We start from the raw sequence: 13,257 nt of genomic DNA, 5'->3' as shown, positions 1-13,257 counted from the left end.
TGTCATCAGATTAAAAGAGGTGTATCGATAGCAGTCATGGGTTCTTGATGGAGGCATTTTTGCTGAGATAAAACCACCAATTCAGAACCAGGCAAAAGAGGTAAAAAACGGCAAAACCGTAGAGCGCGTATTCAGGTGTAGTGGCTTTGATCTGCTCGCCAAAAACCTGCGGAATAATAAAAGCGCCGTAAGCGGCGACTGCTGATGTCCAGCCGAGGGCTGGTCCTGCTTGTTCTTTATCAAAAATCATCGCTATTGAACGAAAAGTAGAGCCGTTACCAACTCCCGTAGCGGCGAATAGAATAATAAATAGGAGTAAAAAGGGGACAAAGTAATTTTCCGGAGTAGGTGAGGAGTATGCCGCCTGCATAAAATAGGCACAACCAAGTGCTGAGGCGATCATGACGATAGAAACCCACTGAGTGACCAGTGCTCCACCGAGCTTGTCAGCAATCTTTCCTCCAATCGGACGGATCAGTGCACCGATGAATGGTCCCATCCAGGCGAACATCAAGGCACTGGGTCCGTTGGCATTGGCCGTAGTGTGCGTCATAATGCCGTCAATCATGATGTGTGAAAAGCCGAAAATGACCTTGATTGAGAGAGCAAAAGCCGCAGAATAGCCAATAAACGAGCCGAAAGTCATTGTGTAGATGATGGTCATCACCCAGGTATGCTTATTATTGAAAATCCGATATTGTCTTTCGAGATTAGCGCGCAATTCTCCCCGAGTCAGGTATTTCATGCCGAACACTGTTGCGGCAATAATGAGTGGCAGGACAATCCACTTGCTCAGCATCCCTAACCCGACAGGAGGTGGCAATAAAAGATAGAGGCCGATGCTGGCGGTAACAAAGGCGATCATCAGCAAGCCGGTAATTTTAATAAACGCATGGGTGGTCGAGTTGACATCAGGTGAGACCGCTTCGGTTCTGATGTTGTGCATGCCGAAGTAGCCGACAATGACCAGTGGAATCAACAAAATTAACCAGACGTAGCCGCCATTTTGGATATAGGTTTCAGTGCCAGCCGGAATCTTGCCGATCAGGGTTCCGCTAGTGTTTATAAGCGTCTGTGACTCACCACCAAACAATCCAAAGGTCATTACCAGAGGAATCAGAATCTGCATGGTGGTGACACCAAAGTTACCCAGACCGGCGTTCAGTCCGAGTGACGTCCCTTGAACCCGCTTGGGGAAGAAGAAACTGATGTTGGACATTGACGAAGCAAAGTTGCCACCGCCGATCCCCGATAGCAGTGCCAGCAGGTAGTAGATTTCTATCGGTGTGGTTTTATTTTGTAAAGCGATGCCGGTTCCAAGTGCTGGGATGATCAGTAGCGCGGTAGTAAAGAAGATGGTGTTACGGCCACCGGCTATGCGAATCAAGAATGAACTGGGAATGCGCAGGGTTGCCCCGGTTAGTCCAGCGATCGCCGAGAGGGTAAACAGCTGCGATTGGCTGAAGGGGTAGCCAAGATTGATCATCTGGACGGTGATGATGCTCCAATAAAGCCAGACAGCAAAGCCGCAGAGCAGTTTGGGAATAGAGATCCACAGATTCCGAGTGGCAATTTTCTTACCTGTGGAATTCCAGAACTCTTCGTCTTCAACGTCCCATTTATCGAGGTTAGCCGACATATTTTATCTCTCCAGTTAAAGACAGTTGACTAGCTGCTAATTTCAAATTTCTGCATATCTTTCGGGTGTTTACTCTTCATCATTCGGGTCGCAACCAGATGCATCCAGAGTAAACACAAAAGTGACAGGGCGAACATGAACATCCAGCAGCTGGTCCAGAGCCCGGTCCATTCAAGCAGATATCCGAATACGATCGGGCAGAAAAAACCACCGAGCCCGCCGAGAACACCGACCATACCGCCCACCACTCCGACTTCTTCAGGAAAGTAATCAGGGATCAGTTTATAGACAGCCGCGCTGCCAATCCCCCAGATGCTGCCGAGCAGTACAACAATTCCAGCGAAAATCCAAACATTGGCCTGAAAAAATATGCGTGTGACGCCCTTGGCCAAAAGTTCCTTTTTCTTAACCTGCTGACCGACTTCGACCGCTGGTTCCTGCCAAGTCTGCTTGCTTGGCAGAATCAACATTCTGTCATCAAAGTTGTTAAGCTCATCGGGTTTTGCTTTTAGACTGTAGCGCTTGTCACCGATGCCAATTACTGTGGACGTTACCTCGGTCACACTCCCGGCTCGCTGCGCCATCACTCCCCGGCCAGGAGAGTAGATGTCCATTTTGGGAATAATGACCATAAAACTGAGCAGCACCGAAGCGCTCAAAACCCAGTACATCACCGTGCGTCCCCCAAACTTGTCCGATAACCAGCCCCCCAGTGCCCGGATCACTCCGGACGGAAGACTGAAGGCTGCAGCAAAAATTCCGGCGGTAACTAAAGACAGATAGTAGACATTGACAAAATAAGAAACCAGCCACTGCGAAAAGGCAACAAAGCAGCCAAAAACGAGAAAATAATAAAGTCCAAAACGCCAAACGCGGATATTTGATAATGGTTTAAGCATTTGGATAAGGTTTTTGGTTGACGATTCAGGTTTCTTGTTCTCAGCAAAGATGAAGAACAGAATTCCCATCGATGCCAGCATCATTGCGTAATAAACCGGTAGCTGCCGCCACCCCTCGATATGGGCGCCATTATCTGTCAGACGATTTAGCAAAGTTGGGGCAAACAGTGTTGTCAGTGCTGCACCGGCATTGCCGGCTCCAAAGATTCCGAGAACAGTTCCCTGTCGCTTCTGTGGATACCAGACTGATGTAAACGCAATACCGATAGAAAAACTGACTCCGGCCAGACCGAAACCGAAGCTGCAAAGGGCGAATGTTGTGAGACTATCTGCCTTGGAGAGTAAATACATCGGTATTGCACAGACGAGTAACAGGGTGCCGTAGATCGGTTTACCGCCAAATTTATCGGTCAGCATCCCAGCTGGCAATCTGAAAATTGATCCGGTCAGGACTGGAATCCCCATCAGCCAACCAATCTGGACCGGTCCCCAATCGAAAACCTGATTATCAACTAGAAAGGTTACCAGAACACCATTGAACATCCACGCGGCGAAACAGATCGTGAATGCCAGGGTGTTAAGGAAGAGCATTTTGTGAGATTTACCTGTGGCAACGTCTTGCATGGTCACACCCTTCAGGTCATAATTCAGTTTGTTGCTAGAACACGGCAAATAAATTTATATCAAAGCTGGTTATTGCGTTGCCGATACCAGATCACCAGCTGATAGGGGCGGGTGACATAGGCAAGAGGGATGCTGACAACGTGAACCAAGCGGGAAAAAGGGAACAATGCCACGAGAAAAAAGGCATTGACGGCATGCAGCTTGACGACAAATGGCATGTTCACCAGAAAATCAATTTTCGGGCTGAAGGAGACTAGTGACCAGAGCCAAGGTGTGACCGTATGGACGTACCAGAAGCCCCCCCAACGCATGGTGATAGCGATATAAACGCCAGTGATCACCTGAAGTAATAAAGAAATTAAAAGGACCCAGTCGATGGTCGTGGTGACTACGTTGACCCGGGCATTACTAGCGCGGCGGAGCAGCAAAACCAGCATCGCGATCGTCGTGACCACCCCGAGAGCGATACCTGTTATCTCCAATAAATACAGTCGGCCTGGGGCCCCGAGCAGAGACCCCCAAAGAGACGGAAAAAGAAACGCCAAAAGGTGGGCCGACAGGATCAGGAGAATAGCGTAGTGCCAAGGAACCGATCCCCAGAAAAGGGTGCGACTTTCAAGAAACTGGGAAGATTGTGATGAATAAGAGTAACGATCAAAACAGTAGCGATAAAAACCGACAGCAATCGCGAGGGTCATGGCTACATAGGGGAACACGCCGAATAAAATCAGATCCATCATAATAATGCTCCATTTTCCGTACGGCTTTCACTGAGAAAGCATTGCAGGGTCATGAGAAGTCTTTTATAGGGATGATCATCATTTTCAATCGCTTGAATGATCTTTTCCAGTGCCGGTAATACTCCATCGTCAATCAGTTCCTGACAACAGTCCGGGGCGTTTGTTCTGCTGATAAAGCGAAGAATTTCACATAAATGATCAGGTAATTCGTTTCCCGGAGTGTAATCATAATGACGATAGATCTGCTGCATCTTCATCAGAAACATGGCACGTTTCTGATTCTCTCCGCAGAGTTGGTAGCCAACATAGGGATGGCAAACAGGTTGGAGGTCGAAGGTTGAGGTGTATATTTCCTCGATCTGGGCCCGATCGGCAGTATCCACGAAATCGATGAATTCATGCAGCTGACAGGCGGCATCAGGAGATATTCTTGCAAGCGAATCTCTGCACATAATAGCCGTATTTTGTAAACCTGAAACGGGGTAACTCAGGAGCACAGAGAATTGATGACATAAGTTTTTATTGATGGGTTCATTCATCATAATTACCAGCGTCTCTTGGGTGGTTGTCTCTTGCCAAATCCCATTTCTTGTTTATAGGTTTCAGTATCCATCCCGGCTTCAATTGCCTGCTCGCGTAACATGGGGGGAATCACGATTCGTTCTTTGATGCTGGTTATTGTTGTCATCCGGAAAATAGCCTCGATCATGTCACTGTCGACCCCGGCAATGTCGCGAGCCTTTTGTGCCTCTTCTGCTGACATATCTCCAACGGTGGTATTGCGACGTTGGATGCGTACAGCGATCAGCTTACGATACACGGCCTTGATTTCTTCTTCATTGCCGCCACTGAAGAGACCAGCAAGATATTTCAGGGGCAAGCGGGCTTTTTCCAAGCTGGTAAAAAAATCATCTGCCAATTTTTGAACGTTTAAGGTCTCTTTTGATATAACTGGTAGCAATGGCGGAACATAAAACAGCATCGGCAGAGTCCGATATTCTGGATGTAGAGGTAACGCAATGCCCCATTCTTTGACAAATTTGTAGGTTGGGGATTTCTGTGCTGCTTCCAGAACTTCAGCGGCAATTCCACACTTTAGAGCTTCTTCCTGTACCCGTGGATCGAATGGGTCAAGGATCATGTCACGTTGAGCTGCTGCGAGTTCTGTATCTTCAAGTTTAGCAACGTCCTCAATACGGTCGGCATCATAAAGGAGAACACCAAGGTAACGAATGCGACCGACGCATGAATGAAAACAGGCTGGGGCTTCTCCAACTTCCAGACGTGGATAGCAATGAATGCATTTTTCTGATTTACCACTGGTCCAGCCGTAATAGGTCTTCTTATAAGGGCATGCCGATACGCACATCCGCCAGCCACGGCATTTATCCTGATTAATCAGCACGATGCCGTCTTCACCACGCTTGTAGATCGCCCCGGAAGGGCATGCGGCCACGCAGGCAGCATTCAGACAGTGGTTACAGATGCGCGGCAGGTAAAACATCACCATCTTTTCGATGGCGAACATCTGTTGCTGTTCTTTCTCACTCAACTGGAGGACACCTGGATCATTGGCGGCATAGATGTTTGATCCCGACAGATCATCGTCCCAGTTGGGACCAGATTCAATCTTTATCGGCTTGCCACTGACCATGGATACCGGTCGGGCGGTCGGTTGGTCATCACCGGCGGGAGCATTGGTCAGATCCTGATACTTAAAGGTGAAAGGTTCGTAGTAATCGTCCATCGTCGGCAGGTCTGGATTATGAAATATCCTCCCTAATGATGCTCCTTTACTGCCCATTCTTAACTGTAGATCATTGCCTTTTTTTTGCCAGCCTCCTTGATGGTGCTGCTGATCTTCCCATTGGGTCGGATAACCGGTTCCCGGTTTGGTTTCAACATTATTCCACCACATGTATTCGACCCCTTTACGGTCAGTCCAGAGGTTTTTGCAGGCGATGCTGCAAGTATGACAACCGATACATTTATCGAGGTGGAATACCGACGACACCTGTGCACGTATATTCATAGTTCATAGCTCCTTAAATCCTGTACCGGGTTTACCAGCTCGGTTCATCTTTGAGTTTACGCACCAAAATAAAAGTATCGCGATTGGCCCCAGGTGGCCCCCAATAGTTCCACCCGTAGGTAAACTGCCCGTAGCCACCGAGCATCAGATTTGGTTTGAGCCGAATCCGGTTGAGGCTGTTATGACTGCCGGCACGTTTGTTACCGCGTAATGGTGATTTGGGAACGCCGATGGTCCGTTCCGGTGCGTGATAAAGGAAACATATCCCTTGTGGCAGGCGGGCGCTGACGACGGCCCTGGTGACGACAACGCCGTGGTCGTTGTACACTTCGACCCAGTCATTATCGATGACACCGATTTTTACTGCGTCCTTGTCGTTGATCCAGAATGGATGGCAGCCACGTGACAGTGTCAACATCCTGTGGTTATCACCATAGGTGGAGTGAATTCCCCATTTTCCGTGCGGAGTCAGGTAGTTAAGCATGATGCTTTGCTCGTCGGAATGGGTGACGACCAGATCCTGTAACGAACTCGGATCGGGTTTCGGCTTGTAAGTTGGCAGATTCTCGCCGTAGGCAATATAACCCTCATGGTCAAGATAAAAATGTTGTCTTCCCGTCAAAGTGTGCCAGGGAACCAGGCGTTCAACATTGAGACAATAGGCAGCATAAGCACGACCGTTATTTGTCAAACCACTCCAACAAGGGCTGGTCAGAAGCCGTCTAGGCTGGCGATCGAGATCGCTGAAAGTGGTGCCAATCGCACGGGTATCTGCTGCTAGATCGACCAGCGGCATGCCAACTTTTTCTTCCTTAGCCTGAAATGCCCTGAAGGCGAGTTCACCGTTGGTCTCAGGAGCTAGCTGGAGAATGACGTTGGCAGCATCTTTGGCGTTTTCGAGCGAGGGATAGCACTGCCCGTTCCAGGCAACGCTCGGGTTGGTTTTAATCAATTCATCGTAAAAGTCCTCAATCTGCCATGAAAGACCATGTGCGCCGATGCCGTTCTTGCGCGCTCCCGGTCCCAAGGAGATGTAACGTTTATATAAATTGACATAATCACGTTCGACAACTGTCAGTCCCGGCATGGTTTTGCCTGGAATTGCCGCACATTCACCCTTGATCCACTCTTTGATCTCTGGCTGGGACATCTCTGCCGGAGTATCGTGGGCAAGGGGGGTTGAAACAATTTCACGGACCGGAGCCGGGAGATGGGTCTCAGACAACTGACTGACTTTTTTTGCCAATCCTTTAAAAATATCCCAATCACTCTTTGACTCCCAACAAGGAGGGACGACTTCTTGGAACGGATGGATAAAGGAGTGCATGTCTGTGGTGTTCAAATCATCCTTTTCGTACCAGGTTGCAGTGGGTAAGACGATATCTGAATAGACTGCTGAGGTGTCCATCCTGAAGTTGATATCAACGACAAGGTCGAGTTTTCCTTCTGGAGCTTGCTTGTGCCAGACCACGTCCTTCACAGAGTCTTCAGCCGTTTCTGGAGCGACGCTATTGGTATGGGTTCCAAGGTAATGTTTGAGGAAATACTCATGTCCTTTAGCGCTTGACATCAACGCGTTACCACGCCAGATGAACCAGATCCTTGGCCAGTTTTCCGGGGCATCAGGGTCTTCAACAGAGAACTTCATCTTTTTGTCAGTGAGTTGCTTGACGGTCCAATCGATGATGTCCTGATCATTTTTGGCGCCATCCGCTTCCGCTTGTTTGATGACCTCGCACGGGTTACGGTCAAATTGGGGATAGAAGGGGAGCCAACCGTTGCGCACAGCACGGATTTGCTGGTCAATAGTGTGTCCTTCGGTAATTTTATTGCTTTTAGCGACAGGGTTGACACGCATCTCATCTGCTGTACGTTCATAACGCCACTGGTCACTGTGGACATAATGGTAAGAGGGAGCATTTTGAAAACGTGGTGGTTTTGACCAGTCAAGGGCACCCATAATGGTCGACCAGGGGGCAATTGGAGCTAGTTTTTCCTGACCCACATAGTGATTAAGACCACCGCCGTTCTTACCGACACAACCGCACAACATCAATGCAGAGATGCCGGCCCGATAAAGCAGGTTGGCGTGGTACCAGTGGTTGATTCCGGTACCGATAATAATTGAACATTTTCCTTCGGTTTTTTCAGCTGTTGCAGCCCATTCTCTAGCAAATTGGATGACATTCTCACGGTCAATTCCGGTGAATTTTTCCTGCCAGGCTGGGGTGTATGTTTGGCGATCATCGTCGTAATTTTCAGGATAATCTCCGCCTAACCCACGATCGACACCGAACTGGGCCATCAGCAAATCGAAAACTGTGGTGACAGGAACCGGACCGTCAATTGTTTCGAGGTATTGAATTGGAACTCCGCGAACGGAGCTGGTTTCGCTGGAGAAATCATCAAAGCTGACCAATAGAACGTCAGCAGAGTCATTCAGTAAGGAGAGTTTCGGGGCAATGTCACTGCCGTCGAGCCCATCCTTCATTTGTAAGTTCCATTCCCCTTTTTTCTTTTGCCAACGGAAACCGAGGGTCCCCAGAGGCATTTTGGGTTGGTCAAGGTCTTCATCCCACACAAGATATTTGAATCCTGCATTCTCCACTGCAGCGTACTGTTCTATGTTGGCTGCAGTCGCCATACGTCCAGCACGGTAGATGCCGTCTTTCTCGGTGAGGTGGATCAAAAAGGGGGTATCTGTATAACGTTTAAGATAATCAATGAAATAAGCTGTTTCAGCTTTATGGTGAAATTCGCTGAGAATGACATGGTTGACCGCCATCCAGAACGCTCCGTCCTGTCCCGTGTGAACAGGTATCCACCAGTCAGCGTGTTTTGATGTCATGTTGAAATCAGGTGAAAGGACCGTGACTTTGGAGCCATTGTGTCGGGCTTCGACCAGAAAGTGGGCATCTGGTGTTCGGGTCATATTGACATTCGAACCCATCACGGCAATATATTTACTATTATACCAATCGGCACTTTCCGAGACATCCGTCTGTTCGCCCCAGACTTCAGGAGAGGCGTTTGGCAGATCACAATACCAGTCGTAAAAACTCAGGTTGACTCCCCCCAGTAGCTGTAGAAATCGGGTGCCGGCGGCAAAGCTGAGCATCGACATCGCTGGAATCGGTGAGAATCCGACCAAGCGATCCGCTCCGTGCTTCTTGATCGTATAAATAGTTGATGCGGCAACAATCTCTTCCGCCTCAGCCCAACTGGCCCGTCGGAATCCGCCCTTACCACGGGCTATTTGATAGCTTTTACGTTTCACCGGATCTTCGACGATCGATGCCCAAGCGGCAACGGAGTCTTCGTGTTCTTCTTTGGCTTTACGCCAGAGATCTACCAATACTCCACGCACATAAGGATATTTGACTCTCAGGGGGCTATAGAGATACCAGGAAAAGGAGATGCCACGAGGGCAGCCACGGGGCTCATAAGGTGGAATCCCGTCTTCGAGAGCAGGGTAATCTGTTGCCTGTAATTCCCAACCGACGATGCCATCCTTAACATGGACATTCCATGAACAACTTCCTGTACAGTTGACCCCATGAGTACTTCTGACCACCTTGTCACTTTGATTACGGTTACGGTAAAATTCTTCCCATGCTCTGGCTTTGGGGTTGATGATGTCTTTAATCCAGCTCATTGCAGGCCACCTTTGTTGACGAGGTTACGTTGATTGTCGATCAGCGGTTGACGTGTTGCGCGCATGCGTCTTAAGCCAATCAGGAAGGTTATCCCGAGAATAGCGATCACCAGACAGCTGACTTGTAATGCCAATATAGCGTTGCTTGGTACGACTGAAAGTTGTGATGTTTGTGAAAAATAAGCGGCCAGATCGAGTTGCTCAGCTTCTGTCAGAGGTCGATTAATGTAGATTGCTTCCATGCTCGGAAATGGCAGGCTTTGAAGGATTCCAGCGACACCTTCTGCTCCAAAGTTCTCGTGAACGGCAGTTAGATCAGGACCATAATTTGAATGACCCGCAAATCCGACCCCGGCAATGCCATGACATGCCAGGCAAGGGGCTCCCCCCTCCTCAAAAGAGATATTGCCAATAAATAGAGCTTTGCCGCGGGCAGGATCCCCCTCCGCTGAAAACCCAAGACTAGTAAAGAAAGTCAACATGATCAGGGTGATCATGCACCGACCGATAAATCTATTTACCGACATAAACACTCCTTTACGGGGTACAAACAGGTTGTTTGCAGTCAAAAGAAAAAATTAGTTCATCGTCATGTTTTCCCTGTCCCTTGTTTCATCGATTATGCCAATCTGTAAAAAGTTCGTTAACTGCCAGAAATAAAAGGATAAAATGTATTCCAATGGTCACGGATCAAAGACAAGTCAGCAAAAAGGTTACCTAAACGTGACATATTCAGGCCTGTGTTTCGATTTCGTTACCTAGGCATTGAGTTGGTATCGTTGCATTTTTTCCCAGAGGGTTTTTCTGGAAATTCCAAGCGCTTTAGCCGTGGGTATTTTTCGGCCTTCATTGCTGGCAAGTTTTTGCAGTATGAACTCCCGTTCAACACCCGCCATTGCCTCTTTAAGGTTACTTCTTTCTATGTGATAAATCGGGAGTTTAACCCCAGTTTTTTTGATCAGGTCGTCGGGAAGGTCAGATGGCATAATCGTGTTGCCACAACCTAAGGCGACAGCACGTTCTATTGCGTGCTTAAGCTGGCGAACATTTCCGGGCATGGGACTGGAAAGGAGATAATCGCGAGCGGGGTCAGATAGTGCCGGAATCGGTTTTTTCATTTTCCGTGCAAAGTGTTTGATGAAAGTTTCTGCCAGCGGGATGATGTCTTCCTGACGTTCTCGCAGAGGAGGGATCTCGACCGCTATCACATTTAAGCGGTAAAAAAAATCTTCACGGAAACTACCGTTATTGACCGCTTTACCTAGGTCAGTGTTTGTTGCGGCAATGATTCTGACGTCAACATGTGTCTCTTTATGTCCACCAACAGGTTGAATAATTTTATCTTGAATAACCCGCAGTAATTTAACTTGAGCGGATAGTGGCAGCTCGCCGATTTCGTCAAGGAAAAGGGTTCCCCCAGACGCAGCGAAAAATTTCCCCTTATTATCGGTATGTGCGCCAGTGAATGCCCCCTTTACGTGACCGAAAAGTTCAGACTCAATCAGGTTCACGGGAAGAGCTCCACAATTAACTTTGATGAGCGGAGCCTTGTTGCGGGGGCTGAGCTTATGGATCAGATCAACAATACATTCTTTACCTGTCCCACTTTCACCGGTAATGAGGACCGTTGACTCCAAAGGGGCAATCGACTCAATGGTCTCCAATATTTTTTGCATTGTCTGACTATTGAAGATCAGTGGTGCACCTTTTTGTTTTGCTGCAAGGACGTTTTTAAGTTGATTGATCTCCTCCGATAGTCTTCGCTGCTCAGTGATATCGCGACTGATTAAAAGTGTCCCGAGAAACCGTCCTTGTGAATCCTGAACTGAGGTGTAGGAGTTTTCGAAGTAGCTGCCTTGGGCTTGAATGATTCGATGACTGGAAGGGAGCGTTCCGGCTTGCATATTACCCAAGAGTTCACTGATTTGCGGGTGTGCACGACGCGGATGGATGTCATAGATTGAGCGGCCGATGATTTGTTCAGCTTTAACTTTACGAATTTTTTCTGCGGCCGGATTGCAGATTTGAATCACGTGCTGGCTGTTGAGGAACAGAACTCCTTCGCACATGTGGGAGATAATGGCACGAAAAACGTCGGGTATGGGCGTCATCAGTCAACCTCCTGTTACATCTTTGTAACATGGTCCAGTGTGTCGGGAGTTCTGTGGTAGCGCTTCCCCTTTTATGTTTTTAAAACAGCATCTTTAGTAGAAGCTAATCCTGCCAATGAATGCATCCGACTGGACAGACGTCAATGGCTTCACTTTGGATTTCCTCTTCGCTTGCACCACTGGAGTCATAGCACTCGGCTTTCCCATCATCGTTCATGCGAAAGGCACCAGGACAATTGGTCGCGCAGAGTTCACAACCTATACATTCATCAGTATCTACAAAAGCGGTTTTTGCCATTGTTTCTATCCTTTCAAAAGAGGTTTATTTAGAACTAAAAGGCCTTGTTGAACCCAAGTTCATTTTATTATAGCGTCGATATAGTGAAAAACTTTGATCTACATCAATTTTGTCGGGATTTTTTTAAACTGTTTGATTCGTGTGTTTATGAGCTGCCCTTGTTTGACACCACGCAACATAAACGTCAATCTGAAAGGGCTGACCATCGTTTATTTAAAATCAAGTCAATGCTGATTTATGTTGATTGATATTTCTCTCAAAATACTTGCTTTAGAGCTGGGTTTAGTGACAAAATATAAAGTTTGAATATAGACATATAAACCTCAAAGGGGAGATAGAATGGAGTTTGTCCGTGCCAAAAGTGCTGGATTTTGCATGGGGGTCAGTCTGGCATTACATAAACTGGATAATATTATAGATAGGAAGTCCATTTCCGGGGATATTTACATTCTCGGCTCTATCATCCACAATCCGCAGGTTGTACAAGAGTACGCTGATAAGGGTATCATTAGCGCGGATTCTCCAGAAGAAATACCTTCGGGATCGATTGTCGTTATCCGTGCCCATGGCATTACCAAGCAGGTTCAGAAAACCCTGTCACAGAGAGGTATTCACGTTATTGATGCCACCTGTCCAAAAGTTAAAGATGCCTGTCTCCTCATCGAAAAAAATACGGCTGATGACAGGGTCCTCTTATTGTTTGGTGAAGAGTTCCACCCAGAAGTCAAGTGTTTGTTAAGTTATGCTGCTGGGAAGACGGTTGTTTTTAATAGCTTTGAGAAGTGCAAGGCCTGTGACTTTGATCCAAGCTTAAAATATTGCCTTGCAGCTCAGACGACACAGGATAAACATATTTTTGATGAGATCAGCCGCGACCTGTTAAAACGTAAAGGGCTTAATCTAGTCGTCTTGCATACAATCTGTAACGCAACGAAGACGCGCCAGGATGAAGCAACGACTATTGCTGACGATACTGATTTTGTCATTGTTGCGGGTGGTTACAATAGTAGTAATACCCGACGGCTTGCTCAGGTGATTGAAGCTCACGGGACTAAAGCTTTGCATATTGAGACTGCTGCCGACTTGCCTCTGGATGAATTACGCAAGTTCAAAAAAATTGGTTTGACCGCCGGGGCTTCGACCCCGAAAAAAATTGTCGATGAAATACAGCGGACTTTAGAGTCATTATAGGAGCGTTTGTTGAGAGGCACTACGAAGGGAGTTCCTTTGTTGGGAACTTTTCAACCCGATAATGTCGG

General features: G+C 47.7%; 10 protein-coding genes. 1 reads left to right on the top strand and 9 read right to left on the bottom strand.

The genetic code is table 11. The features are described 5' to 3' along the window. Window positions 1–34: 34 nt before the first annotated feature. The 9 genes from BLU87_RS15255 to BLU87_RS15215 form a co-directional block, all read right to left on the bottom strand. Entirely contained in the window at window positions 35–1,639 is a 1,605-nt protein-coding gene (locus BLU87_RS15255; protein WP_092350393.1) for an MFS transporter, read from the bottom strand. A gap of 29 nt (window positions 1,640–1,668) precedes the next feature. Then, the gene (locus BLU87_RS15250; RefSeq protein WP_092350391.1) at window positions 1,669–3,162 is read right to left on the bottom strand and encodes an MFS transporter; all 1,494 of its coding nucleotides are present in this window, start codon (window positions 3,160–3,162) and stop codon (window positions 1,669–1,671) included. A gap of 59 nt (window positions 3,163–3,221) precedes the next feature. Then, window positions 3,222–3,902: a respiratory nitrate reductase subunit gamma gene (gene narI / locus BLU87_RS15245; RefSeq protein WP_092350389.1), complete on the bottom strand. Its 681-nt coding sequence runs from the start codon at window positions 3,900–3,902 to the stop codon at window positions 3,222–3,224. Further along, window positions 3,899–4,444, bottom strand: coding sequence for a nitrate reductase molybdenum cofactor assembly chaperone (locus tag BLU87_RS15240; protein WP_245706630.1), 546 nt, complete (start codon window positions 4,442–4,444; stop codon window positions 3,899–3,901). Before BLU87_RS15240 ends, narI begins: the two co-directional genes overlap by 4 nt. Before the next feature lie 2 nt (window positions 4,445–4,446). Beyond that, window positions 4,447–5,934, bottom strand: coding sequence for a nitrate reductase subunit beta (gene narH / locus BLU87_RS15235; protein ID WP_092350387.1), 1,488 nt, complete (start codon window positions 5,932–5,934; stop codon window positions 4,447–4,449). 31 nt (window positions 5,935–5,965) lie between these two features. Then, window positions 5,966–9,589: a nitrate reductase subunit alpha gene (locus BLU87_RS15230; protein ID WP_092350385.1), complete on the bottom strand. Its 3,624-nt coding sequence runs from the start codon at window positions 9,587–9,589 to the stop codon at window positions 5,966–5,968. Further along, window positions 9,586–10,116 carry a hypothetical protein gene (locus tag BLU87_RS15225; RefSeq protein ID WP_092350383.1) on the bottom strand — a complete coding sequence of 177 codons (531 nt, stop codon included), beginning with the start codon at window positions 10,114–10,116 and terminating at the stop codon, window positions 9,586–9,588. The genes BLU87_RS15230 and BLU87_RS15225 overlap by 4 nt, the downstream gene beginning before the upstream one ends. A gap of 231 nt (window positions 10,117–10,347) precedes the next feature. Next, window positions 10,348–11,700, bottom strand: a complete 1,353-nt coding sequence (locus BLU87_RS15220; RefSeq protein ID WP_092350381.1) for a sigma-54 interaction domain-containing protein — start codon at window positions 11,698–11,700, stop codon at window positions 10,348–10,350. A 103-nt stretch (window positions 11,701–11,803) separates the two neighbouring features. Then, complete coding sequence (locus BLU87_RS15215) at window positions 11,804–11,998, bottom strand: ferredoxin (RefSeq protein ID WP_092350379.1); 195 nt, start codon at window positions 11,996–11,998, stop codon at window positions 11,804–11,806. A 339-nt stretch (window positions 11,999–12,337) separates the two neighbouring features. Between BLU87_RS15215 and ispH the strand changes: the two genes are divergently transcribed. After that, window positions 12,338–13,189 (top strand): 4-hydroxy-3-methylbut-2-enyl diphosphate reductase, encoded by an 852-nt coding sequence (ispH, locus tag BLU87_RS15205; RefSeq protein ID WP_092350375.1) that lies wholly within the window; start codon window positions 12,338–12,340, stop codon window positions 13,187–13,189. Window positions 13,190–13,257: the final 68 nt, after the last annotated feature.

Origin of the sequence: Desulfuromusa kysingii, assembly GCF_900107645.1 — a bacterium.
Taxonomy (GTDB): Bacteria; Desulfobacterota; Desulfuromonadia; order Desulfuromonadales; family Geopsychrobacteraceae; genus Desulfuromusa; species Desulfuromusa kysingii.
Note: the sequence above shows the minus strand (reverse complement) of the source record. Positions and strands in the feature narration are given on the sequence as shown.

Excerpts from the sequence above, each read along its gene's own strand:
- BLU87_RS15240 (WP_245706630.1), bottom strand. The coding sequence starts at position 4,444 with ATGATGAATGAACCCATCAATAAAAACTTATGTCATCAATTCTCTGTG.
- narH (WP_092350387.1), bottom strand. The coding sequence starts at position 5,934 with ATGAATATACGTGCACAGGTGTCGTCGGTATTCCACCTCGATAAATGT.
- BLU87_RS15225 (WP_092350383.1), bottom strand. The coding sequence starts at position 10,116 with ATGTCGGTAAATAGATTTATCGGTCGGTGCATGATCACCCTGATCATG.
- BLU87_RS15230 (WP_092350385.1), bottom strand. The coding sequence starts at position 9,589 with ATGAGCTGGATTAAAGACATCATCAACCCCAAAGCCAGAGCATGGGAA.
- BLU87_RS15255 (WP_092350393.1), bottom strand. The coding sequence starts at position 1,639 with ATGTCGGCTAACCTCGATAAATGGGACGTTGAAGACGAAGAGTTCTGG.
- ispH (WP_092350375.1), top strand. The coding sequence starts at position 12,338 with ATGGAGTTTGTCCGTGCCAAAAGTGCTGGATTTTGCATGGGGGTCAGT.
- BLU87_RS15215 (WP_092350379.1), bottom strand. The coding sequence starts at position 11,998 with ATGGCAAAAACCGCTTTTGTAGATACTGATGAATGTATAGGTTGTGAA.
- BLU87_RS15250 (WP_092350391.1), bottom strand. The coding sequence starts at position 3,162 with ATGCAAGACGTTGCCACAGGTAAATCTCACAAAATGCTCTTCCTTAAC.
- BLU87_RS15220 (WP_092350381.1), bottom strand. The coding sequence starts at position 11,700 with ATGACGCCCATACCCGACGTTTTTCGTGCCATTATCTCCCACATGTGC.
- narI (WP_092350389.1), bottom strand. The coding sequence starts at position 3,902 with ATGATGGATCTGATTTTATTCGGCGTGTTCCCCTATGTAGCCATGACC.